The sequence below is a fragment of the Sphingobium sp. genome (assembly GCF_003248505.1).
GTDB lineage: Bacteria > Pseudomonadota > Alphaproteobacteria > Sphingomonadales > Sphingomonadaceae > Sphingobium.
The window spans coordinates 85,247-111,583 of the sequence record NZ_QFOA01000002.1; the positions used below are offsets into that span (position 1 = coordinate 85,247).

Annotated in this window: 26 protein-coding genes and 1 tRNA gene; 10 read left to right on the forward strand and 17 right to left on the reverse strand. The window is 63.6% G+C overall.

What is annotated here, in order from left to right; all coding sequences use genetic code 11:
- Window positions 1-2: 2 nt before the first annotated feature.
- From DI606_RS01490 to DI606_RS01540, 11 genes are all read right to left on the reverse strand, one after another.
- The gene (locus DI606_RS01490; RefSeq protein ID WP_004209785.1) at window positions 3-341 is read right to left on the reverse strand and encodes a P-II family nitrogen regulator; all 339 of its coding nucleotides are present in this window, start codon (window positions 339-341) and stop codon (window positions 3-5) included.
- 153 nt (window positions 342-494) lie between these two features.
- Complete coding sequence (locus tag DI606_RS01495; protein ID WP_293979226.1) at window positions 495-1,070, reverse strand: DUF924 family protein; 576 nt, start codon at window positions 1,068-1,070, stop codon at window positions 495-497.
- Window positions 1,071-1,123: 53 nt separating this feature from the next.
- Entirely contained in the window at window positions 1,124-2,566 is a 1,443-nt protein-coding gene (gene tldD, locus DI606_RS01500; protein ID WP_293979228.1) for a metalloprotease TldD, read from the reverse strand.
- Window positions 2,567-2,647: 81 nt separating this feature from the next.
- Window positions 2,648-2,875 (reverse strand): zinc-finger domain-containing protein, encoded by a 228-nt coding sequence (locus DI606_RS01505; protein ID WP_293979229.1) that lies wholly within the window; start codon window positions 2,873-2,875, stop codon window positions 2,648-2,650.
- A 150-nt stretch (window positions 2,876-3,025) separates the two neighbouring features.
- A tRNA-Val gene (locus DI606_RS01510) sits at window positions 3,026-3,101 on the reverse strand.
- Window positions 3,102-3,156: 55 nt separating this feature from the next.
- Window positions 3,157-4,170 (reverse strand): winged helix DNA-binding protein, encoded by a 1,014-nt coding sequence (locus DI606_RS01515; RefSeq protein WP_293979230.1) that lies wholly within the window; start codon window positions 4,168-4,170, stop codon window positions 3,157-3,159.
- Between the two features lie 202 nt (window positions 4,171-4,372).
- On the reverse strand, window positions 4,373-5,224 hold the full coding sequence (locus DI606_RS01520; protein WP_293979232.1) for a D-amino-acid transaminase: 852 nt from the start codon (window positions 5,222-5,224) through the stop codon (window positions 4,373-4,375).
- Window positions 5,225-5,292: 68 nt separating this feature from the next.
- On the reverse strand, window positions 5,293-6,795 hold the full coding sequence (gene rpoN, locus DI606_RS01525) for an RNA polymerase factor sigma-54 (RefSeq protein ID WP_293979233.1): 1,503 nt from the start codon (window positions 6,793-6,795) through the stop codon (window positions 5,293-5,295).
- A gap of 45 nt (window positions 6,796-6,840) precedes the next feature.
- Window positions 6,841-7,614, reverse strand: a complete 774-nt coding sequence (gene lptB, locus DI606_RS01530; protein WP_293979344.1) for an LPS export ABC transporter ATP-binding protein — start codon at window positions 7,612-7,614, stop codon at window positions 6,841-6,843.
- 332 nt (window positions 7,615-7,946) lie between these two features.
- Window positions 7,947-8,939, reverse strand: coding sequence for an AraD1 family protein (gene araD1 / locus DI606_RS01535; RefSeq protein WP_293979235.1), 993 nt, complete (start codon window positions 8,937-8,939; stop codon window positions 7,947-7,949).
- Between the two features lie 166 nt (window positions 8,940-9,105).
- The gene (locus DI606_RS01540) at window positions 9,106-10,413 is read right to left on the reverse strand and encodes a sugar MFS transporter (RefSeq protein WP_293979236.1); all 1,308 of its coding nucleotides are present in this window, start codon (window positions 10,411-10,413) and stop codon (window positions 9,106-9,108) included.
- Between the two features lie 174 nt (window positions 10,414-10,587).
- Here DI606_RS01540 and DI606_RS01545 point away from each other — a divergent pair, with 174 nt between their 5' ends.
- Entirely contained in the window at window positions 10,588-11,694 is a 1,107-nt protein-coding gene (locus DI606_RS01545; protein ID WP_293979346.1) for an aldose epimerase family protein, read from the forward strand.
- A gap of 177 nt (window positions 11,695-11,871) precedes the next feature.
- Here DI606_RS01545 and DI606_RS01550 read toward each other — a convergent pair whose 3' ends face one another.
- Window positions 11,872-12,138, reverse strand: a complete 267-nt coding sequence (locus DI606_RS01550; protein ID WP_293979237.1) for a hypothetical protein — start codon at window positions 12,136-12,138, stop codon at window positions 11,872-11,874.
- 224 nt (window positions 12,139-12,362) lie between these two features.
- Here DI606_RS01550 and DI606_RS01555 point away from each other — a divergent pair, with 224 nt between their 5' ends.
- On the forward strand, window positions 12,363-14,261 hold the full coding sequence (locus DI606_RS01555; RefSeq protein ID WP_293979239.1) for a potassium transporter Kup: 1,899 nt from the start codon (window positions 12,363-12,365) through the stop codon (window positions 14,259-14,261).
- A gap of 2 nt (window positions 14,262-14,263) precedes the next feature.
- Here the strand turns inward: DI606_RS01555 and DI606_RS01560 are convergent, their stop codons facing one another.
- The 4 genes from DI606_RS01560 to DI606_RS01575 all read right to left on the reverse strand — a co-directional run bounded on the left by DI606_RS01560 (window position 14,264) and on the right by DI606_RS01575 (window position 18,009).
- On the reverse strand, window positions 14,264-14,416 hold the full coding sequence (locus DI606_RS01560) for a hypothetical protein (RefSeq protein ID WP_293979240.1): 153 nt from the start codon (window positions 14,414-14,416) through the stop codon (window positions 14,264-14,266).
- A 20-nt stretch (window positions 14,417-14,436) separates the two neighbouring features.
- On the reverse strand, window positions 14,437-15,147 hold the full coding sequence (locus DI606_RS01565; protein ID WP_293979241.1) for a hypothetical protein: 711 nt from the start codon (window positions 15,145-15,147) through the stop codon (window positions 14,437-14,439).
- A gap of 4 nt (window positions 15,148-15,151) precedes the next feature.
- The gene (locus tag DI606_RS01570) at window positions 15,152-16,363 is read right to left on the reverse strand and encodes a toxic anion resistance protein (protein WP_293979242.1); all 1,212 of its coding nucleotides are present in this window, start codon (window positions 16,361-16,363) and stop codon (window positions 15,152-15,154) included.
- A gap of 95 nt (window positions 16,364-16,458) precedes the next feature.
- Window positions 16,459-18,009: a peptidase S10 gene (locus DI606_RS01575; RefSeq protein WP_293979243.1), complete on the reverse strand. Its 1,551-nt coding sequence runs from the start codon at window positions 18,007-18,009 to the stop codon at window positions 16,459-16,461.
- Between the two features lie 212 nt (window positions 18,010-18,221).
- On the opposite strand from DI606_RS01575, the gene typA reads away from it, so the two are divergent.
- The 8 genes from typA to DI606_RS01615 all read left to right on the forward strand — a co-directional run bounded on the left by typA (window position 18,222) and on the right by DI606_RS01615 (window position 25,379).
- Complete coding sequence (gene typA, locus DI606_RS01580) at window positions 18,222-20,042, forward strand: translational GTPase TypA (RefSeq protein WP_293979245.1); 1,821 nt, start codon at window positions 18,222-18,224, stop codon at window positions 20,040-20,042.
- 226 nt (window positions 20,043-20,268) lie between these two features.
- Window positions 20,269-20,760 (forward strand): helix-turn-helix transcriptional regulator, encoded by a 492-nt coding sequence (locus DI606_RS01585; protein WP_293979246.1) that lies wholly within the window; start codon window positions 20,269-20,271, stop codon window positions 20,758-20,760.
- A gap of 67 nt (window positions 20,761-20,827) precedes the next feature.
- Entirely contained in the window at window positions 20,828-21,172 is a 345-nt protein-coding gene (locus tag DI606_RS01590; RefSeq protein ID WP_293979247.1) for a hypothetical protein, read from the forward strand.
- 62 nt (window positions 21,173-21,234) lie between these two features.
- Complete coding sequence (locus DI606_RS01595) at window positions 21,235-21,678, forward strand: hypothetical protein (RefSeq protein ID WP_293979248.1); 444 nt, start codon at window positions 21,235-21,237, stop codon at window positions 21,676-21,678.
- The gene (locus tag DI606_RS01600; protein WP_293979250.1) at window positions 21,656-22,129 is read left to right on the forward strand and encodes an ArsR family transcriptional regulator; all 474 of its coding nucleotides are present in this window, start codon (window positions 21,656-21,658) and stop codon (window positions 22,127-22,129) included. The genes DI606_RS01595 and DI606_RS01600 overlap by 23 nt, the downstream gene beginning before the upstream one ends.
- 71 nt (window positions 22,130-22,200) lie before the next feature.
- Complete coding sequence (locus DI606_RS01605) at window positions 22,201-23,514, forward strand: NupC/NupG family nucleoside CNT transporter (protein WP_293979251.1); 1,314 nt, start codon at window positions 22,201-22,203, stop codon at window positions 23,512-23,514.
- 46 nt (window positions 23,515-23,560) lie between these two features.
- Entirely contained in the window at window positions 23,561-24,607 is a 1,047-nt protein-coding gene (locus tag DI606_RS01610; RefSeq protein WP_293979252.1) for a DUF1176 domain-containing protein, read from the forward strand.
- Window positions 24,608-24,677: 70 nt separating this feature from the next.
- Window positions 24,678-25,379, forward strand: coding sequence for an HAD family phosphatase (locus DI606_RS01615; protein WP_293979253.1), 702 nt, complete (start codon window positions 24,678-24,680; stop codon window positions 25,377-25,379).
- Here the strand turns inward: DI606_RS01615 and egtD are convergent.
- Window positions 25,376-26,335 carry an L-histidine N(alpha)-methyltransferase gene (gene egtD, locus DI606_RS01620; protein ID WP_293979254.1) on the reverse strand — a complete coding sequence of 320 codons (960 nt, stop codon included), beginning with the start codon at window positions 26,333-26,335 and terminating at the stop codon, window positions 25,376-25,378. The genes DI606_RS01615 and egtD overlap by 4 nt on opposite strands.
- Between the last annotated feature and the right edge of the window lie 2 nt (window positions 26,336-26,337).

Consider the following 26,337-nt stretch of genomic DNA (forward strand, 5'->3'; position numbering starts at 1 on the left):
TCTTACAGCGCGGTTTCGCCGGTCTCGCCGGTGCGGATGCGCACCGCCTGACCCACGTCGAGGACGAAAATCTTGCCATCGCCTATGGCGCCCGAATTGGCGGCGGCCTGCGTCGCTTCGACTACGCGGGGCGCGAGGTCGTCGTCGCAGACCACCTCGATCTTGATCTTCGGGACCATATTCGTCGAATATTCCGCGCCGCGATAGATTTCGGTCTGCCCCTTCTGGCGACCGAAGCCCTTCACTTCGCTGACCGTCATTCCCGCGATGCCCAGCGAGGATAGTGCCTCGCGGACATCGTCGAGCTTGAACGGCTTGATTATAGCCATGACAAGTTTCATGTCGCCCCCTTGTTGGTGTGCGGGGACATACCAGCAAGGGCCGTGCCAATTTGCTAATGACGCGTTAATGCGCCTTTTCGAAAGTAAGGAATGCGAACGCGCGCTGCATTTTTGAGCAGCTGGTTGGCTCTGCCTAAAAAACAGGCATCCGGTCTACCAGGCTTCACCCTGCGCTACGGCATCCTGTTCTTCTGGCTTCGTCGGTCGGTCCAGAGCGGCATTGCGATGCGGGAAGCGCCCGAAACGCACGATTATGGCACGGTGCTTCTGGGCGAAATCCAGATGCTCGGGCGATCCTGCCGCTTCGAACAGCGAAACGGAGAGATCCTGATCCTCCATCGCTTCGCTGTGCATGAACGGCATGTAGAAGAAGGTGCGCCCCGCGCCGCCGATCTGCACGTCATAGCCATGCGCGACCGCGCCCCGCGCGATATCGCGGGCCAGCGGATCGGTTGCAAAGGCGTCGGCGCCGCCCCGGAACATGTTGCGGGGTATCTGGTCGAACAACAATATCGCCGCCAGCGCCTCGTCGGCACGCCCCAAAAACTGTTCGGCATGCTGAGTCCGTCTGGCATCCCATATGTCGTGAAACCGATCGGCGCAGGCCCGGTCGACATTCGGGTCGTGGCTCCACCACCCCTCTTCGCCAACTTCGTTGAACCAGAAATCGAGCAGGCTCGCGGCCCAGTCAGCGGTCACGGCGTCATGGCTGTCGGCATAGGATGTCATGCTGACTCAATGACGTAGAGGCCCGGCGGTTCCGTGCCTCCACGCGAATTGGGTCAGGTTGCGGTGCCGCCGACGGTCAGACCTTCCATCAGCAACGTCGGTTGTCCGACGCCTGCGGGCACGCTCTGCCCGCCCTTGCCGCACACGCCGATGCCTTCGTCGAGCGCCCAGTCGTTGCCCACGCCGATCACCTTGGTCAGCGCGGTGGGGCCGTCGCCGATCAGCGTTGCGCCCTTGATCGGATCGCCGAGCTTGCCGTTCTCGACCTTGTAGGCTTCGGTGCAGGAGAAGACGAACTTGCCCGACACGATGTCGACCTGGCCGCCGCCGAAGCTCTTGGCGAAAATGCCCGACTTCACGCGCGACAGCAACTCGGCGGGATCGTCCTGCCCGCCCTTGATAAAGGTATTGGTCATGCGGGGCATCGGGGCATGGGCGTAGCTTTCGCGGCGCCCGTTGCCGGTTGGGGCGACGCCCATGAGCCGCGCATTGAGGCGATCCTGCATATAGCCGCGCAGGATGCCGTCCTCGATCAGGATATTCTCCTGCGTCGGCGTGCCCTCGTCGTCGATGGAGAGCGATCCGCGCCGGTCCATGATGCTGCCATCGTCCACAACTGTCACGCCCGACGCCGCGACGCGCTGGCCGATGCGCCCGGAAAAGGCACTGGTGCCCTTGCGGTTGAAGTCGCCTTCCAGGCCGTGGCCGATCGCCTCATGCACCAGCACGCCGGGCCAGCCCGATCCGAGCAGCACTGTCATTTCCCCCGCAGGCGCGGCGACCGACATCAGGTTGACGCGCGCCTGTGCCAATGCCTCGTCGATGGCCCGGTTCCAGACCGCGGGGTCCGTCACCCGGTCGTAAAGATAACGCCCGCCGATGCCGAACACGCCGGTTTCGCGGCGTCCATTCTCCTCCAGAATGACAGAGACGTTGAGGCGGACGAGCGGGCGGATATCGGTTGCGGTAAAGCCGTCGGCGCGCACGATCTCCACCACCGACCAGCTGCCGGCAAGGCTCACCGAAACCTGCGCCACGCGGGGATCGCGAGCGCGGGCGGCGGCGTCGATCTGCGCGCAGAGCGCCACCTTTTCCGCGAAGGGGACGATCTCCAGCGGGTTGGCGTCGGTGTAGAGATGGCGGTTGGTCCGCTGCGGCGGCGGGGCGGGCTGGCCCTTCGCCGGATCGAGCAGGGTCAGCGTCTGCGCCGCCTTGCGGATCGCCGCTTCGCTCAGGTCGTTGGCATGGGCAAAGCCCGTCATCTCGCCCGACACGCCGCGTAGCCCAAAGCCCGCGTCGGTCGAATAATCGGCTGTCTTGAGCCGTCCGTCGTCGAAGCCGAAGCTCTCGCTCGCACGATATTGGAGATAGAGCTCGCCATCGTCGCAGCTTTGCAGCGCATCGGCTGTCAGGCGGCGTGCGGCATCCGGATCGAGCAGGCCGGGTCGATAAAGGAGGCCACGAGCGTCAGTGAAATGGGAAGCGAGATCGGTCATGCGCCCGATATAGGCGCGCTCCCCCACTTGCCCAACAGCAAAAACGCAGCGACGCGGCGGCGCTGCTATCTCGGAATGAGCCTAGAGGCTCGCGCCCGACGCGATATCGGGCTTCGCGCCGACGTCCGCTGTATCCGCGACCCCGCCGATCAGGACGAAGCGGCGGTCGCAATAACCGCAGTCGACATAGCCATGCTCGTCGATTTCGAGGAAGACGCGCGGGTGGCCCAAAGCGGCGGGAATGTCCCCCGATCCATCGCAGGACACGCGGGATTTCGAGACTCGGATGATTTCAGGCGGCTGGATCATGTCGAAAGCCGTTAGCAGCGCGTCCGCAGCGTCGCAATATGGCCTTTGCGCTCGCGAGCGAAGGGGCGAGGAGACAGCGTAACCGTCCCGATGCGATATCGGAGCGCGATGCCGTGCCGGTGAGCGGATGAGGCCGGTTTGACGGGAAACTGGTGGGCGATGACGGGCTCGAACCGCCGACATTCTCGGTGTAAACGAGACGCTCTACCAACTGAGCTAATCGCCCCCGTTTGCGGGTCGGGGCCTATTGCGAGCAAAATGCGCGGCGGTCAAGCGTCACGTCAGCCGCACATCAATCGACGGCTCGCACCGAACCAGCGAATCAGCGAGTCGGCGGTGTCCTGCGTCAGAGCGATGAAGACGCGGCGGCCGTCATGCGGGTCGGCCTGCCGTTCCACCAGTCCTCGGTCGGTGAGCGTGCGGATATGGCGCAACGCGGTGGTCGGCGGAACCGCAGCGGCAATGCAAAGACTGGATACCGACACCCGGCCCTGATCCAGATGCGCGGCCAGCAGGTCGAGCAGCATGTCCCATGCGGGGTCTGCAAAGAGGTCGCCCGGCATGAAATCGCCCCTCAATCGGCGCGCGCGCAACAGGTCGCGGATCTGCGACGCCGTGACGGGGCGGTGCGTATCCTTTCCGTCCGCCTTCCTGGCATAAGGAAGGTCCGCGTCGGTCATCGCCGACGGCATTCCGATATAGTCGCTCGGTCGGTCCGAGATGCGGGGGCCAAGATCGAAACTGGGCGCGGCACCGTGCGGGCGCTGACTCAACGCATCGATGGTGCGCGCCAGCCGTCCGACTTCCTCGCTCAATCGCTGGAGTCGTGCGCTTTCGCCGTTGATGTCATGGACGAGACTGTGCTGAGGCCTTCGGTCGGCCGACGCGACCAGCGCGGCGGCCAGTTCGGTCCGGTCCGGATCGCATAGAAGCTGGGTATAGGGACTGCGTATGCAGGCATATGCGAGGTCCATCGTGTCCCATCCGGCCACGACGATCACCGCCATTCCGGTCTGGATCGCCTGCGTTTCCGCCTGAACCAGCAACCGCTCCAGCATCGTGCCGCCAACGGGGCAAAATATCAGCAGCGTGTCGCAACGCGTCTGATCGTCAAGGCGCGTGGATGCCTGGTCGAGGCCGGTGACGCCGAGCAGCCGCAGCCCTGCGGCATCCGCAATCGGGGACACATCGTCTAAATCGATCCGATCGCCGATCACCAACAGTCCGAGCCGAGCGTCGGGCGACGCTATCGGATGGCTGTCCCCTGCGGACGGATAGGCGAAATCCAGCGTCATCATCGTCTCCTGTTCTACCTTCGTTCTCAAGGATAACGCAAGAACGGATTGAATCACTGCGATTTCGTTCGATGTCGGACCAAAATAGGTTCAATAACGACGGGTCAGTGTCGGTGGCGCCTCCCAATGCGGGCGGATAGGGGGCTTTCCTCCGGATCGGCGGCAAATCGGCTTTCAATAGATCCATCCATAATGGATTCAATTAGACGGCGGTCTGTCGCGCGAAGTCGATGTAGAGCGAACGCAGACGGGTCGCGAGGGGGCCGGGCCGTCCCTCGCCGATGGCTTGGCCGTCGATCCTCACCACCGATTGGCATAGCGTCGACGCGCTGGTGATGAACGCCTCCTTCGCCGCCAGTGCCTCCGCCACGGTGAAGGAGCGGCGGACGACCGCGATGCCGCTTTCCGTTGCCAGTGCGTTGATTGCGGTGGCAGTGCAGCCTGCCAGCACGGCATGGCTGTAGGGCCGAGTGACGATGCCTTCGTCCGTCACGATGAAAGCGGTGGACGACGCGCCTTCGGTCACGAAACCGTCCTCCACCATCCAGGCTTCCTGCGCGCCCGCATCATGCGCAGCCTGCTTCGCCATCACTTGCGCCAACAACCCCACGCTTTTGATGTCGCGCCGCTGCCAACGCAGGTCCGGCATGGTCGCGACGGCGATGCCTTCGCGTGCGGCTGGCGTATCGAGAAAGTCTTTGTGCTGGACGAACAGGAAAAGGGTGGGCGAGAGGTCGGCCGGGGCGAGGAAGTCGCGCGACCGGTCCGCGCCGCGCGTGGTCTGAAGATACACCATCCCCTGGGTCAGGGCGTTGCGGGCGATCAATTCCTTCTGCATCGCCTCGATCTCTTTGAGAGGCATAGGCAGGGCGATGCCGATGGCACCGGTCGACCGCTCCAGCCGGGCGAGATGGCTGGCGCTGTCGATCAGCTTGCCGTCGATCACCGCCGCCACTTCGTAGATGCCCTCGGCAAAGAGGAATCCCCGGTCGAGCGGGGAGATGCGTGCGTCCTCCAGCGGGAGAAATGCGCCGTTCAGACAGGCGATGGACATGAACGGTGGCTCCTGATCGGGTCGGGTCGCGCGTCGCTCTTGCCGATCGGGTGGGCCGGGTCAAGCCGTCAGGCAGCCTTGCCCTTGAGCGCTTTCTGCCGCCGCCGCTGCACCGACGATCCGATCCCCATCGCTTCGCGATATTTGGCGACGGTGCGGCGGGCGATGTCCATTCCCTTCGCGCGTAGCAGATCGACAAGCGTGTCGTCGGACAGGATCGCTTGCGGGTCTTCGGCGCCGATCAGCGCCTTGATGTGGCTCTTGACCGCTTCGGCCGACACCGCGCCGTCGCCGCCCGCCGCCGCAACGCCGCTGGTGAAGAAATATTTGAGTTCGTAAAGGCCGCGCGGGCAGGCGAGATATTTATTCGAGGTGACGCGGCTGACCGTGCTTTCGTGCATCCCGATGGCATCGGCCACCGCGCGGAGCGTCAGGGGCTTCAGATGCGCGACGCCTTCGCGGAAGAAGGCTTCCTGCTGTTTGAGGATTTCGCTCGCCACCTTGATGATGGTCTTTTGCCGCTGGTCCAGTGCCTTGAGCAGCCAGTTGGCGCTGGCGAGGCAGTCGGTGAGCCACGCCTTGCTGGTGCGGTCCTGCGGTCCGCTCGACAATTCGACATAATAGGTGCGGTTGACCAGGAGGCGGGGCAGGGTGGCGCTGTTGATCTCAATCGCCCAGCCATCCCGCGTCGGACGCACGAAAAGGTCGGGCGTGACCGGCGCGGCGCTGATCTGCGAAAAACGCAGGCCGGGCTTGGGATCATAGGCCCGCAATTCGGCGATCATGTCGGTCATGTCCTCCTCGTCCACGCCGCAGATGCGGCGCAGCTGCGGGAGCGCGCCCCTTGCCAGCAGGTCGAGATTGGCAAGCAGCCGCGCCATGCAGGGATCGTAGCGGTCCGCCTCCTTCGCCTGGAGCGCAAGGCATTCGGATAGCGAGCGCGCGCCCACGCCTGTGGGATCGAAACCGTGGATGACGGACAGAACGCGCTCTACATCATGGAGTGGGATGCCAAGCGCATGGGCTGTTTGAAGAAGGTTCGCCTCCAGATAGCCCGCCTCGCCGATCTGGCCGATCAATTGCGTTGCGATGACAAGGTCCATGCCCGACAGCGCGGCGCGGGCCTGCTCCATCAGATATTCGTGCAGGCTGGTGGCGGGCGCGGCGAAGCTGTCGAAATCGGGCGCGTCTTCGGCATAGCCGCCGCCCAGATCCAGGCCGCCGCCGGGGCCCGCCATCCGGTCCGCCGGGCTATCGTCGATGAAGATGTCCGCGCCCTGATCCATGTCGAGCGGGCTGTCCCCCGCGCCCATGCCCTGTGCGATAAGGTCGTCCGCCGATCCGGTTTCGGCGGCGAGGGTGGGGCGATCCTCCACCCGGTCGATGCCGTCCGCCGGCGGCGCGGGATCGTCGCCACCGGCTTCGAGCAAGGGATTCTTTTCAAGCTCCGCCGCGACGAATGCCTCAATCTCCAGATTGGACAGCGCCAACAGCTTGATCGCCTGCTGAAGCTGCGGCGTCATCACCAGCGACTGGCTTTGCCGAATGTCGAGGCGCGGCCCCAACGCCATCAGGGCACGTCCCGGTCCATGGCGAAGGCGGGGATGAAAGCCATCCTAGAGCTGGAAATTCTCGCCCAGGTAGAGGCGGCGCACCTCCGCGTTGGCGACGAGTTCGGTGGGGCTGCCGGCGAACAATACCTGCCCGCCATAGATGATGCAGGCACGATCCACGATCTCCAGCGTCTCGCGCACATTATGGTCGGTGATGAGAACGCCGATGCCGCGCGTCTTCAATTGCTTCACCAGATCGCGGATGTCGGCGATGGAGAGCGGATCGATGCCTGCGAAGGGTTCGTCGAGCAGCACGATCGACGGGTTGGCGGCCAGCGCGCGGGCGATTTCGCAGCGACGGCGTTCGCCTCCAGATAGCGCCATCGCCGCGGAATCGCGCAGGCGGATGAGGCCGAATTCTTCCAGCAACTGCTCCAGCCGCGCAGCCCGCGCCGTCTTGTCGGGTTCGGCCAGTTCGAGCACCGCGCCGATATTCTGCTCGACCGTCATGCCGCGAAAGATCGACGTTTCCTGCGGCAGATAGCCAAGGCCCAGGATCGCGCGGCGATACATGGGCAGGTTGGTGATGTCCTGCCCGTCGAGCACGATGCGACCGTGGTCCGGACGCACGAGGCCCATGACCGAATAGAAGCATGTCGTCTTGCCCGCGCCGTTGGGGCCGAGCAGGCCGACGACCTCGCCCTTGCCCACGGTCAGCGACACGTCGGACAGCACCACGCGCTTGTCGTAGCTTTTGGCGATCGAGATGACCGAAAGCCCGTCGCCCACCTCATGCGGGACCTGGGGGCGGGGACCTGCGGTGCGGTCAGGGGTCATCACATCGTCCATCATCTCGTCCTTGCAGGCGGTCGCCCTTGGTTGCGCGCGTGAAAAATGGCGTCCTTGGGAGCGGTTGGCAAGCTCTGTGCATGGGGAACGCGTCGGGGCAAGGGGAAATCGCGCCTTCGTGACGCGGTAACGCCTGTTTCGCCGACCGCAGGGATGGCACCGGCGCAGACGATGGCGGGGCGGACGGCGATGCATCCGCCGCAGAACTCGACGTTACTACGTGCCTTTACACCATTGCTGGAGGCGGGGCGTTGCGGGCCTGGCTGGGCAGGGTAAGGGTCGTCGTATTCCTTCCCTGCCCTTGCTTTCACCTTTCGCCGTTACAGATCGCGAACAGCGACGTGGACAGGTTGCGCACGGATCAGCGGGTTCCGGGCGGGCAGGGTGAAGGGGGCGGCCTCGATCTCGAAAAGGTCGCCTTCCCGCGTCTCGACACCGTCCGAGAAGGAGAGGGTGGCCGTGCCGAAGAAATGGACATGCACGTCCCCCGGGCGGCGGAAGAGATCATATTTGAAATGATGATGTTCGAGGTTGGCGAAGCTGTGCGACATGTTCGCTTCACCCGACAGGAACGGCTTTTCCCAGATCGCAGCCCCGTCGCGCACGATCCGGCTGACCCCTTCGACATGGGTGGGCAGCGGCCCGACGAGCAGTTCCGGCCCGAGCGCCGCCTGCCGTAGCTTGCTGTGCGCGAGCCAGAGATAATTGTGCCGTTCGGTCACATGGTCGCTGAACTCGTTCGCGAGTGCCAGGCCGATGCGGTAGGGTGTGCCGTCGTCGGCAATGACGTAGACGCCCGCCAGCTCCGGCTCTTCCCCTCCGTCCTTCGCGAAAGAAGGCATGGCAAGCGGCGCGCCGGGGCCGACCAGTTGCGATCCGTCGCCCTTGTAAAACCATTCCGGCTGCTGCCCTACGTTGCCGGGCGCGGGCTTTCCGCCCTCCAGCCCTTCGAGGAACATCCGCATCGAATCGGTCTGCTTTTCGGCGGCAGCGGCTTCGCGGTGCATCTTGTCCCGCCCCTCGGCCGAACCGAGGTGAGTGAGGCCGGTGCCGGTCATGAGGAGGTGGGCGCCGTCTTCATGGTCGATGGGAGCGAGAAGGCGACCGGCGGCATATTCCGCTTCGATATCGACGGCATCGCCCCGGCCCGCGCTCTCGACCAGTTTCGCGATCGACATGCCTTCCCGGATCGCCCGAAGCGCCAGCGCGCGCACGGTGGCGAAGCCGGGGACGATGTGGGCGGCATCGCCCTGTGCCGCGATGACGGATCGCACGCCTTCGCCCGACCGATGTTGCAACAGGCGCAACGACATGCTCATTCCCTTCCGACTTTCAAACGATATTTACTCCGACATATTGCACGGCAGTGCCCATGGCAATGCTTGTGTCCACGGCGGAGGGAACGGCATGGCACAGGAGGACACGACCAGCGCGATGCCGGGATGCGTTCCGTTGCGTGCTAGGGCAAGGCCCCGGTGGTTACTCCTCGGCCTGCTGGTCCGGCAACGCGTTGGTCACCTTCGATCCCCAGAGCGCATAGAAAAGCACATAGAGTTCGCACGCAGCGGTCAGCAGGAAGCTGGTCTGGAGGCCGTACCGGTCCGCCAGCCAGCCCTGCACCACCACCAGCGCGCCGCCCGCGATCGCCATGATGAGCAGGCCGGACCCTTCCTCGGTCAACGGCCCCAGCCCCTTGATGCCGAGGGTGAAGATGGTGGGGAACATGATCGAGTGGAACAGCCCGACGAGGATCAGCGACCACATCGCCGCCGGCCCGGTCGTGAACACCGTCACCAGCATGACGAGGAACGCGCCTACCGAGAAGACGGCAAGGACATGGCCTGCGTCGAATTTCTGCATGATCGCGGATCCGGCGAAGCGGCCGACCATCATCCCGCCCCACAGGAACGTCAGATAATTCCCCGCCTGCTCGTGCGTCAGGTTGGCGATTTGCGGCTGGCTGACAAAATTGATGAAGAGGTTGGCGACGCCGATTTCCGCGATCAGATAGATGAAGATCGCAGGGATGCCGAAGACGAGGTTGCGGTGATTCCACAGCGAATATTTCTTGCGCTCTTCCCGGTCATGGCGCTGCGTCGCCGTACCCATGGCAGGCAGCGGGAAGCGGGCGATGACGATGGCAAGCACGATCAGGACGCCCGCCACCAGCGCATAGGGCAGAACGACCGATTGCGCGTCGGCCAGGCGTTCGGCCTGCGTCAGGACCGTGCCTGCCTGCGCCGTGCCGCTTTTGGACCGGCCGAGGATGAGATAGGCGCCGAAGGACGGTGCGAGCCAGGTGCCCATCGAATTCATCGCCTGAACCAGGTTGAGCCGCGAGGAGGCGGTTTCGGGTTTGCCGACGACCGCGACATAGGGGTTCGCCGCGACCTGAAGCAGGGTGATGCCGCTCGCGATGACGAACAGCATGACGAGCGTGACGCCATAGGAGGGGATCGACGCCGCCAGCGTCATGCCGAGCGCGCCTGCCGCCATGACGAGGAGGCCGATCACCATCGATTTCTGGTAGCCGACCCGCTCGATCAGCTTGGCCGAGGGGATGGAGGCGAAGAAATAGGCGATGAACCACACCGATTCGATCAGTGTCGTCTGGGTATAGCTGAGGTCGAAGACGCTGCGCAGGTGGGGCAGCAGCGTGTTGTTGATGACGGTGATGAAGCCCCACATGAAGAAGAGGCTGGCGAGCAACGCGAGCGCGGGGCCGTAGCGCGTGCCGGGCGTATGGGTCGCGGTTGCGCCTGCGCCTGACGAAATCGGTCCTGCCATCGATCCTTCTCCCTGCGGGGCGGCCCTGCGACCCGATGATGTCGAGGCTTGCTTCCCGTGAATATGTCCGAGTATATATCGTCCAACCGCTCGTCAATGGGCGTCGATATCATCGGGAGGAAGTGCGTGGCAAAGGTCTTCGGTCGAAAAGCGGTGTTGTCCTGCGGGTTGGCGATGGGACTGGCGCTGGGGGCCGCGAGCGTTGCGCACGCTGCCGAAGCGAGCCGCGCTCCTGCCGGAACCGCGAACGGCGCGGCGGTCGAGACCGTCACTCTTTCCAACGGTCATGATGTGTCGGCGAAGATCCTGACCTATGGCGCGACGCTCCAGTCGCTTTACGCGCCGGACCGGGAGGGCAGGCAGGCCGATGTCCTGCTCGGTTACGATGACCTCAAGGGCTATGTCGAGCTGCCCAATTATTTCGGCGTGACCGTAGGCCGCTACGCCAACCGCATCGCGGGCGGCCAGTTCACGCTCGACGGGAAGTCCTACCGGTTGCCGATCAACGACAAGGTCAATTCGCTTCACGGCGGCGGCAAGGGGTTCGACAAGCAGGTCTTCAAGATCCTGTCGATCAGGAGCGGACCGAAGGCGAGCGTCGTGATGGGCTATACCAGTCCCGACGGCGATGCAGGCTATCCCGGCAAGCTGGACGTAACCGTGACCTACACGCTCGACGAAGCGGGCAATCTGGGCATCGTCTTCGACGCGAAGACCGACAAGCCCACCATCGTCAACATGACCAACCATGCGATCTTCAACCTCGCGGGCGAAGGGTCTCCGGACGGCGCGCTGGGCCATAGGCTCACCATTCCGGCCAGAGCCTACACGCCGGTCGATGCCAACCTCATTCCCACAGGCGAATTGAAGTCGGTCGATGGCGGGGTGTTCGATTTCAGGCAGGGGCGGCGGGTGGCCGACGGCATTCGCAACGGGCACGATCCGCAGATCGTGGCGGGCCGCGGCTACGACCATAATTTCGCGCTGGACAAGGGACTGACCAAGACGCCGGGGCTGGCTGCGCGGCTGGAGGATCCGGCGTCGGGCCGTGTGCTGGAAGTGCTGACGACCGAGCCGGGGGTGCAATTTTATACCGGCAACTTCCTCGACGGCACGTTCGTCGGCAAGAATGCCCATGTCTATCGCATGGGCGACGGCATCGCACTGGAGCCGCAAAAATTCCCCGACGCACCCAATAAACCGGCGTTCGTGTCGGCGCGCGTCGATCCGGGCAAGCCCTATCATCACGAAATGATCTACCGCCTGACGGTCAAGCGCTGACCGTGAGACAACGGGGCGCATTTTTCCGATCCGACCCTTTCGAATGAGGCTTGCGCCGGGGAAGCGGACGATGTAGTCGGAACGGGACAGCGTTGTCACGTCCTCTCCAAGATTGACGATGTTGCGATCCCGGACAGCCCGACGGCGAACTGCACGCGCCTCGCGGGTTGTCCGGGGCTATCCCGCCCGATCGTCGATCGACCACCAGCGTGGTGCGACCGCTACCGGCCTCCAAAGTTCCGGTCCCATCGTCAGCAACGCCGCCCCGGCGCTCGCCGTGAGGAAGCACAGCATCGCCAGCAGTGCCTGCACCGGAGTAATCGCGGCAGACCGCGCGACCGCCGCGTGGAGCCAGCGGCTTTCGGGCACCAGTCCCGCCAACAGGCCAAGGCCGACGATCCTCAACCCGATCTGCGCCGCCGCGCCAGCTTGCCATTGTTCCATAGCTGCGCCCTTCCATGCCCGGAAAACGCCCGCCATATATTCCGTCGCGCCATAGCAATTCGAGAGCGGGAACCGACCGCGTCCGTTGTATTTTCATAGGATTGTGCGCAAGGCCCGCGCCATCCTATGCAAACACTATGCGGATGCCTCATTCTTCATATGGAAACTAAACCCCATCCCGTGGCATTCCCCATCCTCGAAGGTCGGCGAGGGTCAGGGCGGTGATGGACGAATCAGGAGAAAACCCGGCGCATTCCCATGCCGGGCCGGAACAACGCACCGGTGCACTGGCACTTGGCGCGCTGGGTGTCGTGTTCGGCGATATCGGGACGTCGCCGCTCTATGCGCTGAAGGAAAGTTTCGTCGGCCATCATCCGCTGACGGTCGACAGGCTGCATATCTACGGCGTGCTCTCGCTGATCTTCTGGACGATGACGCTGATCGTGACGATCAAATATGTGTTTATCGTCATGCGCGCCGACAATCATGGCGAGGGCGGCAGCATGGCGTTGCTCGCGCTGGTGCGCCGGACGCTGGGCGAATCGCGATGGACCCCGCTGATCGCGACGCTGGGCGTTCTGGCGACTGCGCTCTTTTACGGTGACGCCATCATCACGCCCGCGATTTCCGTGCTGTCAGCGGTCGAAGGGTTGACCGTGGTGGAAGCGGGTATGACGCAGCTGGTGCTGCCGATCGCGATCGTCATCCTGGTCGGTCTGTTCCTGATCCAGCGCCATGGCACGGCCCGGGTGGGCGCGATGTTCGGGCCGGTGATGGCTGTCTACTTCGTTGTCCTCGCAACGCTCGGCATCGCCAATATTTTGCGCCACCCCGATATCTTCGCCATCGTCAATCCTCTCTGGGCCGTCCGTTTCTTCGCGCTCGATCCCAAGCTCGCTTTCCTGGCGCTAGGCTCTGTGGTGCTGGCGGTGACGGGTGCGGAGGCGCTTTATGCCGATATGGGGCATTTCGGGCGTAAGGCGATCAGTATCGCCTGGCTCTATGCCGCATTGCCATGCCTGCTGCTCAACTATCTGGGGCAGGGGGCGTTGCTGCTCGACCAACCCGATGCAGCGCAAAATCCGTTCTTCCTGATGGCCCCCGACTGGGCGCGGCTGCCGTTGGTGATCCTGGCGACACTCGCCACCATCATCGCGAGCCAGGCCGTGATATCCGGCGCATTCTCCGTCACGCAGCAGGCGGTTCAACTGGGCTTCCTGCCGCGCCTGCGCATCCAGCACACCAGCGCATCGGCGGCGGGACAGATTTATGTGCCGCTCGTCAACTATGCGCTCCTTGCCTTCGTCATCCTGCTGGTGCTGGGCTTTGGCAATTCGACCAATCTTGCGGCGGCCTATGGCATTGCGGTGACCGGCACGATGCTTATCACCGCCTGTATGCTGGGCATTCTGACCTATAAGGTCTGGAAATGGCCCCCGGTTGCAGCGGGCGGGGTCACGGCGGTATTCCTGATCGTGGACGGCGCCTATTTCGCTTCCAATGCGACCAAAATTCCCGATGGCGGCTGGTTCCCGCTGCTGGTCGCGGGCATCGCCTTCGTCGGGCTCACGACCTGGGCGACCGGGCGGCGGATCATGCGCGAGCGGCTGCGCGACGGGGCGATGGAGTTGGACCTCTTCATCCGGTCCACCATGGACAGCCTGAAACGGGTGCCGGGGACGGCGATCTTCCTGTCGTCGACCACCGAGGGCGTGCCGCCCGCTATGCTGCACAATGTGAAGCACAACCGCATCCTGCATGAACGCAACATCATCCTGACGGTAAAAACCCATGGTGTGCCGCACCTTCATTCGACGCAGCGGTCGCGGGTGGAGGATCATGGCGCAGGTTTTTATCGTATCATCCTGAACCACGGCTTCATGGAGGAGATCGATATCCCCGCCGAACTCAAGAGCGTCCACGATTGCGGCGGACCGATCACTATCAAGGACAGCAGCTATTTCCTCAGTCGGCAGACGCTGATCGCGTCATCGCGACCGGGCATGGCGATCTGGCGGGAAAAGCTGTTCGCGTGGATGATCCGCAACGCGGAAAGCCCGATGGAATTCTTCAAACTGCCGGTAAACCGGGTGGTGGAACTGGGGTCGCAGCTCGAGATCTGACGCTATTTGCGCCGCCACCGCCGCCATAAAGTCACCCCCGCAAAGCCGCCCCCCAGCAGCGCCGCGATGGCGCCGCCCGCGGACGCCAGCGCCCATGCGCCGGCAGCCAGCAGGCCGGTCAGGAAATCGACGATGATGAGTGTCAGGTGGATCATGAACGGGGCAAGCGCCGGGCTTACTGCCCCAGTTCCTTCGCTTCCTGATATTTGATTTCGAGGAAGCGGTTCTGCACCGCCAGCTTGTCGAGGTCGCCGCTCGCCAGCGTCTCGCTCATACGCGCGATTTCCGCGTCGATAACGGACAGGCCGTCGACCAGCTGCTTTTCGGGCACCCGTCCGTTCCGCTCCTCGCGGCGCAGGGGTTCGGGAATGGATCGATAGCCCGTGACCAACTCGGGAAGGTGATCGGCCAGCAGCTTGCGAATCTCCTGCGCGGCAGGATCGCCTTCGCCCAGGCGCTCCAGCTGCGGCGCCAGCGTTTCGAGCCGAACGCCAATGCTGTCGACCAGCGTGATCGCGGGGGCGGGCAGGGCCTTGCGCTGGTTTTCCAGCCAGATTTCGGTCTTGAGCGGCAGGGCGGCCAGATCGGTCTGCGCCAGTGTTTCGGTCCGCACCCGGCTTTCCGTAGGAATAAGTGCGATGAGAATGAGAGCGGCGACGATGACGCCCAGCGCCACCATCACCCCGGTTACGCCCAGCGGCACGATAAACCCGGCGACCGCGCTGGCCAGCAGGACGGCCAGCACCGCCCAGAAAGCATATTTAACCTTGCGGATCAGCCCCGCATTGCGCCGCTCGCGCGCGCGCGCCGAAAGGCTGCGGCCACGGTCGCTGTGGCGACGCAGCACGGCTTCGGCATCGGCCAGCACCCGGTCGGATCGGCTCACGCGCCTATCCCTCGATCGCGCTCAGCAGCGGATTGTCGATGCGCGCTTCCTGCGCGGCCTGCGCCTGGCCTTCGGCGCGAGCGATGTAGCCCTTCGATTTTTCCACCTCGTTCGACAGCGTGTTGACGGTCGTCTTCATGTTTTCGAGCGCCTTCAGCTTGAAGCTGTCGATATTGTCCATCGTGTCGTAGATGTTCTGGAACGCGCGCTGGAGCGTTTCGATGGGAATGGTGCTGGACGCGGCCTGCTCGTGGATTTGCGCCGTCTGGCTTTTCAGCAGCTCGCCGGTGCGGTCGATCATGTTGGCGGTGGTGGCGTTGAGCGCCGTGATCTGTTCGAGCACAAGCTTCTGCCCGACCAGCGCCTGCGCCACCGTCACCGCCGTGCGCAGCGCCGCGACGGTCGTGGTGCTGGCGCGGTCCACGCCCTTCACCAGTTCGACATTGTTCTTCTTGACGAGGTCGAGTGCGAGATAGCCCTGCACCGTCACCGCCATCTGCGTCAGCAGGTCCTGCGTGCGCTGGCGAATGTAAAAGAGCGCGGTTTCGCGCAGCGCCTTCGCCTTGGCGGGATCGGTCGCGTCCAGCTCCAGAGCCTTGGCCTCCAGCCTGGCGTCCATCGTCTTGCTGATATGGATCATCTGTTCGAGGCGGCCCATGGTGGCCCACATATTCTGCCGCTCGACATCGATGGCGGCGTTGTCCTTGATCAGCGTGTCCTTCCCGCTCGCCAGGCTGCCCAGGATGGAATTGATGTGGCCTTGTGCGCTTTTGTAACCGTCGAAATAGTCGCGCATCTTGTTGCCGAACGGAATGATGCCGAACAGCTTTTTGGGCGCGAGCAGTCTGCCGCGCTTGCCGGGATCGAGATCCTCCACCGTCCGGCGCAGCTCGGCAAGGTCCGCGCCGACCTTGCTGTCGCTGTCCATGGCGCGGACGGGGCGGTCGAGGAAGCGGTTCGAATGTCCTGCTGCCTCGGCGATTTCCTTGCGGCCCATATTGGTCAGCTGGTCGACGCGCTTCCCGAATTCGGGGGAGTTGGCGTCCTGCGCCACCAGATCGTCAATGAACGCGTCGACCTTTTCATCCAGCTTGCTGCGGGTGCCTTCCTCGATCGGGACGAGCCCCGCCGCCTTTTCCGGCGCGACCGTCGGTACCGGGTCCGGCGGCGTCAGGTTTAGCGTATCGGCAGTCGTGGTGGGCGCGGTGCTGGCCATGTCATCTCCCAACGGCGAAATCGCACTGACTGTTATATGTGACTATAACAGTCGTCTTCAATGGCGAATATGGCCCGGCTCCGCGCCCGATGCAATCAGCGCGCGCCCTCCGCATAGTAGCGTTCCATGTCGAGCCGCATCTGGTGCAGGGCTTCGGGGTTCAGATAGACCATGTGGCCCGCAGGATAGTAATGGAACTGGAGGTTCTGGCGCAGCTGCGGTTCAAGCATCATATGCTTGAGGTCTCGCTCGGTCGAGAAGAAGGGCGTCGCCATGTCGTAATAGCCGTTGAGCGACAGGACGCGCAGATGCGGATTGGTGCGCATGGCTGACGAAAGATCGGCGGTGACGTCGGCCACATTCTGCTTGCCGCCCTCGGGCGCCTCATGGCTCCAGTCCCACTTGAAGTCGCCGCCTTCCCGCGCGCTCAGGCGATAGGACAGGTCGGTCTTGTAGCCGATCTGCCGCGTCACCTGATCGAGGAAGCTGCCGACATAGAGGCCGGTGATGCCGGTGCTCGACGGATCATATTCCGGCTCCTCGCCTGCCGCGTCCGCATCGATCCCGGTGTAGCGGCTGTCGAAGCGACCGACGGTCGAATGCCCGTCGCGCAGCAATTCCTTGCGGAAGCGCGACAGGTTGACGCGCAGGTTGGCGCGTTTGAGATAATCGACCGAGAGGCCTGTGAAGCGGCTCAACTGCTGGGCGATCTGGTCGGTTTCCTGCGGCGTGATGTCCTGCCCCTTGAGCAGGGCCGTCGCATAGGGGCCGTTGGCGAAGACGCGCGCTTCTTCGACGAACGCTTCCAGGCTGGCGGGGCGACCGCCGGGCACGCGGTTATGATACCAGGCGGTCGCGGCGTAGCTCGGCAGATAACCGATATAGATCGTGTCGAAGCCGGACTGGCGCACACCGTAGTTCATGATCGAGGACAGAAGGACGACTCCGTTCAGCGCCAGCCCGCGATCCTCCAACTGGTAGGCAAGCGCACCCGAGCGGGTCGTGCCATAGCTTTCGCCGAAGATATATTTGGGATCGCCCCAGCGCCCATTCTTCGTCACGTAGCGGATGATCGCCTTGGCAAAGGCATCGACATCCTGATCGACGCCGTAGAAATCCGAAGGCTTGGCATCGCCCAGAGGGCGCGAATAGCCTGCCCCGATCGCGTCCAGGAAGACCATGTCTGTGCTGCCGATCAGGCTGTCGTTGTTCGGCCCCACGTCGAAGGGCGCAGGCTTGACCGCCTGCGGGTCGCCGGTGCGCACATGCATCGGCGCGAAGCTGCCCATGCGCAGCCACAGAGAGGAGGAGCCGGGCCCGCCATTATAGAAGAAGGTCACGGGCCGGTTCCTGCCCGCCGCCGTGTAGGCAGTGTAAAACATGCTCGCGACCGGCTTTCCCTTTTCGTCGCGAATGGTGAGGGTGCCGGCGGTCTGGGTGTAGGGAATGGACTTTCCGTCGACGCGAGCCGTGCCCTTGCTGCTCACATTGGCTTCTTCCACCGGCGCGCTGGCCCAGTTGGCGGCAACATCGTCGGCGACCTTTTCAGCATGTTGCTTGGCGGCATCCGGCGTGTCCTTCTGCGCGAGCGCGGGGGCGGCGAGGGCGAGGAGGGAAGCGAAGCTGATCGTGGCGGCAAACCGCATGGGCAATCCTTGTTTCTGATGGGCAACCTGCGTTGCCTCCATAAGACAGTTATACGAGTGTGCAAGGGATTCCATGATATCCTGTACCATCCCCAGACTGGTCCATCGGACCCGCAGCCCTTGCCGCACCGCGTCATTTCCTGTAGGGGCGCGCCCGATAGTTCCGGGCTGGCGTTGTGCCGGTCGGGAAGCCCGTTCCACAAAGGCCGTTCATGTCCCAGCGTAATATCGCCATCATCGCGCACGTCGACCATGGCAAAACAACCCTCGTCGATCAGCTTTTCCGGCAGTCCGGCACGTTCCGCGACAATCAGCGCGTGGAAGAGCGTGCGATGGACAGCAACGACCTGGAAAAGGAGCGCGGCATCACCATTCTGGCGAAGCCGACCTCGGTCGAATGGAACGGCACCCGCATCAATATCGTCGACACGCCCGGCCACGCGGACTTCGGCGGCGAGGTGGAGCGCATCCTCTCGATGGTCGACGGCGTCATCCTGCTGGTCGACTCGTCGGAAGGTGCGATGCCGCAGACGAAGTTCGTGACCGGCAAGGCGTTGGCGCTGGGCCTCAAGCCCATCGTCGTCGTGAACAAGGTCGACCGTCCGGACGAACGCATCCAGGAAGTGCTGGACGAAGTGTTCGACCTGTTCGTGACGCTGGACGCGACCGACGAGCAGCTCGACTTCCCCGTGCTCTATGCTTCGGGCCGCAACGGCTATGCCAGCGAAGATCCGCAGCGTCGCGAAGGCACGCTGGAGCCGATGTTCCAGAAGATCGTCGATCATGTGCCGCCGCCGTCGCTGGACGAAGATGCGCCCTTCAGCTTCCTCGTGACGCTGCTCGACCGCGACAATTTCCTGGGTCGCATCCTGACCGGTCGCGTCCAGTCGGGCACGCTCAAGGTCAACCAGCCGATCCACGCGCTCGATGTGGACGGTAACGTGATCGAAACCGGGCGCGCGTCGAAAATCCTGTCCTTCCGCGGCCTGGACCGCGTGCCGGTGGACGAAGCCAAGGCGGGCGACATCATCTCGCTGGCTGGCCTCACCGTCGCGACCGTCGCCAACACCATCGCCGACCCGCAGGTCAGCGAGCCTATCAAGGCGCAGCCGATCGACCCGCCGACGCTGTCGATGCGCTTTGCCGTCAACGATTCGCCGATGGCCGGTCGTGAGGGCAGCAAGGTGACAAGTCGCATGATCCGCGACCGCCTGGCCCGCGAAGCGGAATCGAACGTCGCGATCAAGGTCACCGAATCGGAAGACAAGGACAGTTTCGAAGTCGCAGGCCGTGGCGAGCTCCAGCTGGGCGTGCTCATCGAAACGATGCGCCGCGAAGGGTTCGAACTGGGCATTTCCCGCCCGCGCGTGCTGTTTGGCGAAGATGAAAATGGCGGCAAGACGGAACCGTATGAAACCGTCGTCATCGACGTGGACGATGAATTTTCCGGCACGGTTGTCGACAAGATGAACATCCGCAAAGCGGAAATGACCGACATGCGCCCCTCGGGCGGCGGCAAGACCCGCATCACCTTCTCCGCGCCCTCGCGCGGCCTGATCGGCTATCATGGCGAATTCCTGTCCGACACGCGCGGCACGGGCATCATGAACCGGCTGTTCGAAAAATATGGCCCGCACAAGGGCAAGATCGAAGGGCGCAAGAACGGCGTTCTCATTTCGAACGGCGCGGGTGAAGCCAATGCCTATGCGTTGGGTCCGCTGGAAGAACGCGGTATCCTGTTCGTCGGCGTGGGCGAAGCGCTCTACGAAGGCATGATCATCGGCGAGAATGCCAAGCCCGAAGACCTCGAAGTCAATCCGATGAAGTCCAAGGCGCTGACGAACTTCCGCGCCAGCGGCAAGGATGACAGCATCCGCCTGACCCCGCCCAAGAAGATGACGCTGGAACAGGCCATCGCCTATATCGACGACGACGAAATGGTCGAGGTGACGCCCAAGACCATCCGCTTGCGCAAGCGGTTCCTCGACCCCAACGAACGCAAGCGGATGAGCCGCGCGAAGGCAGCGGCCTGAAGCGAGAAACGGGGCGGGGGCCAATTCCCCGCCCCTTTTTCATGGGGCTGAAACGCTACGGATGATTCGTCCCACCGCCCATCCATTCACAATCGCGCCGGGTCGTGGCACCTTGCTGCCGACAGGAACCGAATCGCAACCTTGCCCGGCTACGCCGGGCACGCGGCTGGACCGCCCGGCCCGGTCATGCGTTACCGGATTGGACCATGCAGGAGGAATAGTGGGAGTGGTCGACACTCTGCCGGCTCTGAGCGAAGGGGAAAAGCAGTGCCTGCGCCTCGTCGCGCAGGGCTTCAGCTCCAAGGAGATCGCGCGCCAGCTGCACGTGTCGGAGCACACGGTGGATCAGCGCGTCCGCACGAGCCTGCGCAAGTTCGGCGTCCCGTCCCGCAAGGAAGCGGCGCGGCTTTTCGTTTCGCACCAGCAGTTGGCGCCCCATCCCGAGACATATCAGCCTTTGATACATCAATCGGAGCCGCTTGCCTCCGATGCCGAACCTGCCCCATCGACGGATCAGCCGGACAGCCCGGATGCGGAAACGGAACGCCCATCGTTCCCGCGCCGCATCTTTGCTTTCGGCCCGCCGCTTGGGGGATCGATCAATGAACTGAGTATCGACGGCCGCATATTGGCGATGGTCCGCGCTGCGGTTTTGACCGGGGTCGGTGTCGTCACCTTGCTGCTTCTGATTGCCGGAGCCTTTCGCGCTCTGGGTTGATCCTGCCGCCATCGCCATGCTGACGAACGCACCGCCTGGAAGGGCGTCTGTGCGAAGGAGAAGACTTGTGCTGAACCTTGACCGCGAAAAAACACAGGCCGTTGCCGACCAGAACCGCGAAGCTTTTGCCGCAATGGACAGCGCGCTCGCACAGGCCGCTCAACTGACGGCTGCTTTTCTGACCGCCTCGCAAGGATCGGGCCTCACGGCAACGGAAAGCCAGCGTATTCTCAAGCAAATTCACGAAAGTGCCACCAAGATCATCGAGGGACGCGGCGACATGATCCGCGCGACCGCACTTCTCACCCGCTGTCTCGAACACAGGGCCATTCCTGTCACCTCCGTCGGCTGTCCCATCGGCCTGGAACTGGAACAGCAGGAAACGGCGCGTCACCTGACCCTGGTCGCTTGATCAGGTGGGAAGTCGTCGGCATCTGCATAACTTTTTGGCCCCCCTCTCAATTGGAGATGTAGATGCCGGCGGCTTCCTTTACCTACCTGGTATCTATCTGCTTCTGGCTCCTGACGCTGGCCGGATGCCTGTTCGCCGTACTTTTCGGTGGACGTGAGGGGCGGTGGTTCACGGCCGTCTTCCTCGGATCCGTGGTCCTCACCATTCCCGCCCAGCTGACGGGATCATGGCACGCCACCCAGATCTGGTTGATGATGGTCGACGGCGCGTTGTTCGCCTTCATGTTCTGGCTGATGCTCAACAGCCGCTATTACTGGCCGATATGGGCAGCGGCGAGCCAGTTCCTGACCGTGCTCACCCACGTCGTCACATTGCTTCTCGGCAGTTTTTCCGACCGCATATATGCGGGATTGAGCACCGTGTGGGTCATTCCCCTGCTGCTCTTTACCATCATCGGCATAGAATTGGATCGGAAGGCGTTCCATGACCGTTCACAACCCGCCTGAGCGGGCGGTCGACAGCCAGCAGGCGGTCGATCTGGTCGTCGCCCTGCAACGCTGCCTCACCAGCTTTCACGCCGACCAGGCCGTGCCGCCAATCCTGGATGGAGAGGCGGTCGACCGTCGTGCGGCGCTGGGCCGATATATTCAGGCTCGACGGGCGCGTGCGATGCTGTTCGGCCAGTCGCTCTTTTCCGATCCGGCTTGGGATATCCTGCTGATGCTGTTCCAGGCCGATCTGGAGGACGAGGCGCTGACGCTGGAGCAGTTGAGCGAAACGGGGCGTCTGTCTCTCAACGCGACCATCGGGCAGGTAGGCGTTCTGGAGCGGCGGGGACTGGTTTTCGAATATCGCGGATCGCCCAACAGCCGCCGCCGCCGAGCGTTGCGGCTGACCCCGCTCGCGATCGACGCGATGAGTAGCTGGTTCTCGTTGACCTTCGGCCCGGACATCTGACGCAAAAAACTGGCGCACCGGCGCGCCCGCCCATATAGTCGCGCGGTTTGTTCTCCTCGCGAAAGCGTTTCATGCATCTTCTTATCGGCCTGGCCGGCATTCTCCTCATTCTCGCTATCGCCTTCGCTCTTTCGTCCAACCGTCGCGCCATCCGTCCGCGCGTCGTGGGCGCGGCGTTCCTGTTGCAGGCGGGGATCGCGCTGCTGGTGCTTTATGTTCCGGCTGGGCGCACGATTATCGGCACCATGTCGAAGGGCGTGGCGAACCTGCTCGGCTATGCGCAGGCGGGGACGGATTTCATCTTCGGCCCGCTCGCCCGGCCCGACATCGGCGGCGCAAGCTTTGCGATTGCCGCCCTGCCGGTCATCATCTTCTTCGCCAGCCTCGTTTCGATCCTCTATTATCTGGGCATCATGCAGTTCATCGTCCGTTGGGTGGGCGGAGCCATCGAAAAGGTGACGGGCGTGTCCAAGGTCGAAAGCCTGTGCGCCGCCGCCAACATCTTCGTGGGGCAGAGCGAAAGCCCGCTCGTCATCCGCCCCTATCTGGCGGCTCTGACGCCGCCGCAACTCTTTGCGGTGATGACGAGCGGCATGGCAGGGGTCGCTGGTACGATCCTGGCTGCCTATGCATCGATGGGGATCAAGATCGACTATCTGCTCGCGGCGAGTTTCATGGCGGCACCGGGCGGGCTGCTGATGGCCAAGATCATGATGCCCGATGAGCCCGCGCGCGAGCCCGAACTGCCATTGAAAGACGATATCCATTTGCCCGAGGCACGCCGCAGCGGTGCAGGCCCCGCAGCGCTCAACGCGGAAACCACACCCGGCGAGCCGATGCCGGTCGCCACCCACGATGAGGAAAAGCCCGCCAACCTCATCATGGCCGCGGCGCAGGGCGCGCAGACAGGCGTCAAGCTGGCGGTTGCGGTAGGCGCGATGGTGCTGGCGTTCGTGGCTCTGGTGGCTCTGGCGAATGGCATCTTGGGGGGCATCGGTGCATGGTTCGGCCAACCCAACCTCAGCTTCCAGATGCTGCTCGGCTATGTTTTTTCGCCGGTCATGTACCTGCTCAATATCCCATGGGCCGAAGCGCAAGTGGCGGGCGGGTTGTTCGGGACGAAGGTCGTGCTGAACGAATTCGTCGCCTATATCGCGCTGGGCCAGGCGCAGGGCGGGCTGTCGCCTGCGACCATCGCTATCATTACCTTCGCCCTGTGCGGCTTTGCAAATTTCAGTTCGATTGCGATCCAGATGGCGGTGACGGGCAACCTTGCGCCCAACCAGCGTCCGATGATCGCAAGGCTGGGGCTGAAGGCTCTGGTCGCAGGCAGCCTTGCCAACCTGATGAGCGCAGCGCTGGCGGGTCTGATGCTCAGCCTCTGATACGGGGTCTTGCCGCAACCACGGTGGGCAGGTTAAGCTGCACGTCATGGGGGCATTTTCTTACGGCGTGACCGCGCTGGCGGCACTGGGCTGGGCGATGACGGCGAGCGCGCAGGCGCCAAGGCCGGGAACGCTCGAAACCTATAAGGACTGGACGATCGGCTGCGACAATCGCAACCGATGCGAAGCTGTCGCGCTGTTGCCGCAGGACGGGGCGATCCCCGACAATCCGGTAATGGTCGGGGTCGCGCGCGAAGCCGGTCCCGGCGGCGTTACCGAAGTGTGGGCCAGCCGCGACGCGCGGGGATCGGGCGTTATGCGTTTCATCGTCGACGGGCGGGCTGTGGCGACCGTGCAAAGCCGTAATGGCGAAGCGGCGGTGCGAGGCGCGCAGGCCGATGCGCTCGCTATTGCCCTGGCGCGCGGGAGCATGCTCGAAATTCGCGACGGCACCCGGGTTCTGGGCAAGCCTTCGCTTGCCGGAGCGGGGGCTGCGTTGCGTTACATGGATGCACGGCAGGGGCGGGCGGGGACGAGTTCTGCGCTGGTCGCCACCGGTCCCCTGGGTGCGAATGCCGTACGGCCTGCGCCGCCGTTCGTTACGATCCGCCGCGCCGTCATTCCCACATTGCCGCCGCCCGCCCCGTTGTGGCGCGAAGAGTTGACGACGCTCGGTAAATTGACCGGCTGCGCTGACGAGATGAAGGAGGCGGAGGCACCTGACCAGCATCCGCTGTCACGCACACAGACGCTGATCCTCGTACCTTGCGGAAGCGGTGCCTATAATATGACGGCCGTTCCTGTCATCGCCACGGGCGTACAGGGACGGCGCAGCTTTCACTTGGCCGATTTCGATTATAGGGCGGCTTTCGGTGAGCCGGAGGGCCGGTTCGTCCTGGTCAATGCCGGCTGGACGGCGGACAAGGCGGAACTGGCAAGCTATGCCAAGGGGCGCGGGATCGGCGATTGCGGCAATGCCGAAACCTACGTCTGGGACGGAGCGCGCTTCCGTCTGGTGGAAGCGTCTTCGATGGGTGAATGTCGGGGCGCATGGAGATGGATCACCACCTGGACAGCGCAGGTCATACAATAACCGGGCAAGTGCAATCGCAGGCGCGCGCTTTGCAATGGAAATGGAACGTGCCGGTGCCATATGGGACTGCATGACACTCGCCTCTCGCGCCTCCGCCCCGCCCCGCACGGTGCTTCCCGATCCGATCAACGCCGTCATCTTCGACATGGACGGCACGTTGCTGGATACGGAAGCGGCCCATCGGCAGGCGTTCCGAGATACCGGCGCAGCAATTGGCTGGCCGATGTCCGAGGCGCTGCTGCTGTCGATGGTCGGCATCCACCGCGACGAAAATGAGCGGATGCTGGCCCGGGCGATGGGGCCGGATTTCCCGCTCGACCGATTTTACGCCGACAGCGACGCATTGTTCGAGGCGGCGGTGGATGCGGGGATCGATCTGAGGCCCGGCGCGGAATTGGTGCTGGAGCATCTCGCTCACGCAGGCATTCCCATGGCGCTGGCGACATCGACGGCCGCCCCTTACGCGCAACAGAGGCTTGAGCGGGCGGGGCTGGCTCGATATTTCGATGTCGTGGTAACGCGGAGCGACGTGGAGCGACCCAAACCCCATCCGCAGCCCTATTTGCTGGCTGCGCGACGTTTAGGCGCCGATCCTGCGCATTGTGTCGCGGTGGAAGACAGCCATGCGGGCGTACGCTCGGCAGCGGCGGCGGGGATGGCAACGGTGATGGTGCCCGACTTACTGCCGCCCACCGACGAACTGACGCTCGCTTGCGCGGCGGTGTTGCCGAGCCTTACAGATTTGCGTGATCTGCTGATGGCGACGAGCTAGCCCGCTTTGGCAAGGACGATGCCGAACAGACCCTCGTCATCGGTCCATTCCTCAACTGGTTCCCAACCGCCTGCGCGCAGAAGAAGTCGCTGGTCACGTTCGCCATATTTATGGCTGCTTTCGGTGTGGATGGTTTCGCCCGCATCCATTTGGAAAGGCTGGCCAGCAACGTGAAATTGCAACGACCGCGAAGCTTCCAGATGCATTTCGATCCGGGCTTTCGCGTCGTTCCAGATCGCCCGGTGGGTGAAACCGTCAAGCGGCATGTCACCGTCCAGCTCGCGATTGATCCGTTCGATGAGGTTCATGTTGAATGCGGCAGTTACACCCGCCGCATCGTCATAGGCGGGGATCAGCCGATCGCGGTCCTTGATGCGGTCCATGCCGATCAGCAGCATGGCATCGCGCCCCAAAAGCTCCCGCATCGCTCGGAGGAGATCGACGGCGGAACATGGTTCCATGTTGCCGATGGTCGATCCGGGGAAGAAGCCGAGGCGCGGCATCCCGTCAATGGCGGAGGGCAAATCGAGCGGGCCGTTGAAATCCCCGACGACCGGAAGAACGGGAAGGCCCGGAAATGCACCGGCCAGTTCGGCGCTGCTCGTGTGAAGGAAGTCGCCGCTGATATCGATGGGCACATAGGCAGCAGGCGAGATCGCGCGAAGGAGGTGCGGCGTCTTGCGGGACGAGCCAGCGCCAAATTCCACGACCGCACGGCCTTGACCGACCGCAGCTGCGAAATCGTTGCCATGCGTCTTCAGCAATGCCGTTTCGGTGCGCGTGGGATAATATTCGGGAAGGTCCGTGATCTGCTCGAACAGTTCAGACCCTTTTCGGTCGTAGAACCAGATCGGCGGCGTCGCCTTGGGCGAGCGGGACAGGCCCTCCAATATGTCACGGCGGAACGCAGGATCTATGGCTGCGGAGAAAGTCGGGGTCCGCTCGGTCAGCAGCATGT

What these genes read in the sequence shown, in the direction of transcription:
- DI606_RS01490 (WP_004209785.1), bottom strand. Translation starts at nt 341, where the DNA reads ATGAAACTTGTCATGGCTATAATCAAGCCGTTCAAGCTCGACGATGTC.
- DI606_RS01495 (WP_293979226.1), bottom strand. Translation starts at nt 1,070, where the DNA reads ATGACATCCTATGCCGACAGCCATGACGCCGTGACCGCTGACTGGGCC.
- tldD (WP_293979228.1), bottom strand. Translation starts at nt 2,566, where the DNA reads ATGACCGATCTCGCTTCCCATTTCACTGACGCTCGTGGCCTCCTTTAT.
- DI606_RS01505 (WP_293979229.1), bottom strand. Translation starts at nt 2,875, where the DNA reads ATGATCCAGCCGCCTGAAATCATCCGAGTCTCGAAATCCCGCGTGTCC.
- DI606_RS01515 (WP_293979230.1), bottom strand. Translation starts at nt 4,170, where the DNA reads ATGACGCTGGATTTCGCCTATCCGTCCGCAGGGGACAGCCATCCGATA.
- DI606_RS01520 (WP_293979232.1), bottom strand. Translation starts at nt 5,224, where the DNA reads ATGTCCATCGCCTGTCTGAACGGCGCATTTCTCCCGCTGGAGGACGCA.
- rpoN (WP_293979233.1), bottom strand. Translation starts at nt 6,795, where the DNA reads ATGGCGTTGGGGCCGCGCCTCGACATTCGGCAAAGCCAGTCGCTGGTG.
- lptB (WP_293979344.1), bottom strand. Translation starts at nt 7,614, where the DNA reads ATGACCCCTGACCGCACCGCAGGTCCCCGCCCCCAGGTCCCGCATGAG.
- araD1 (WP_293979235.1), bottom strand. Translation starts at nt 8,939, where the DNA reads ATGTCGTTGCGCCTGTTGCAACATCGGTCGGGCGAAGGCGTGCGATCC.
- DI606_RS01540 (WP_293979236.1), bottom strand. Translation starts at nt 10,413, where the DNA reads ATGGCAGGACCGATTTCGTCAGGCGCAGGCGCAACCGCGACCCATACG.
- DI606_RS01545 (WP_293979346.1), top strand. Translation starts at nt 10,588, where the DNA reads ATGGGACTGGCGCTGGGGGCCGCGAGCGTTGCGCACGCTGCCGAAGCG.
- DI606_RS01550 (WP_293979237.1), bottom strand. Translation starts at nt 12,138, where the DNA reads ATGGAACAATGGCAAGCTGGCGCGGCGGCGCAGATCGGGTTGAGGATC.
- DI606_RS01555 (WP_293979239.1), top strand. Translation starts at nt 12,363, where the DNA reads ATGGACGAATCAGGAGAAAACCCGGCGCATTCCCATGCCGGGCCGGAA.
- DI606_RS01560 (WP_293979240.1), bottom strand. Translation starts at nt 14,416, where the DNA reads ATGATCCACCTGACACTCATCATCGTCGATTTCCTGACCGGCCTGCTG.
- DI606_RS01570 (WP_293979242.1), bottom strand. Translation starts at nt 16,363, where the DNA reads ATGGCCAGCACCGCGCCCACCACGACTGCCGATACGCTAAACCTGACG.
- DI606_RS01575 (WP_293979243.1), bottom strand. Translation starts at nt 18,009, where the DNA reads ATGCGGTTTGCCGCCACGATCAGCTTCGCTTCCCTCCTCGCCCTCGCC.
- typA (WP_293979245.1), top strand. Translation starts at nt 18,222, where the DNA reads ATGTCCCAGCGTAATATCGCCATCATCGCGCACGTCGACCATGGCAAA.
- DI606_RS01595 (WP_293979248.1), top strand. Translation starts at nt 21,235, where the DNA reads ATGCCGGCGGCTTCCTTTACCTACCTGGTATCTATCTGCTTCTGGCTC.
- DI606_RS01600 (WP_293979250.1), top strand. Translation starts at nt 21,656, where the DNA reads ATGACCGTTCACAACCCGCCTGAGCGGGCGGTCGACAGCCAGCAGGCG.
- DI606_RS01605 (WP_293979251.1), top strand. Translation starts at nt 22,201, where the DNA reads ATGCATCTTCTTATCGGCCTGGCCGGCATTCTCCTCATTCTCGCTATC.
- DI606_RS01610 (WP_293979252.1), top strand. Translation starts at nt 23,561, where the DNA reads ATGGGGGCATTTTCTTACGGCGTGACCGCGCTGGCGGCACTGGGCTGG.
- DI606_RS01615 (WP_293979253.1), top strand. Translation starts at nt 24,678, where the DNA reads ATGACACTCGCCTCTCGCGCCTCCGCCCCGCCCCGCACGGTGCTTCCC.
- egtD (WP_293979254.1), bottom strand. Translation starts at nt 26,335, where the DNA reads ATGCTGCTGACCGAGCGGACCCCGACTTTCTCCGCAGCCATAGATCCT.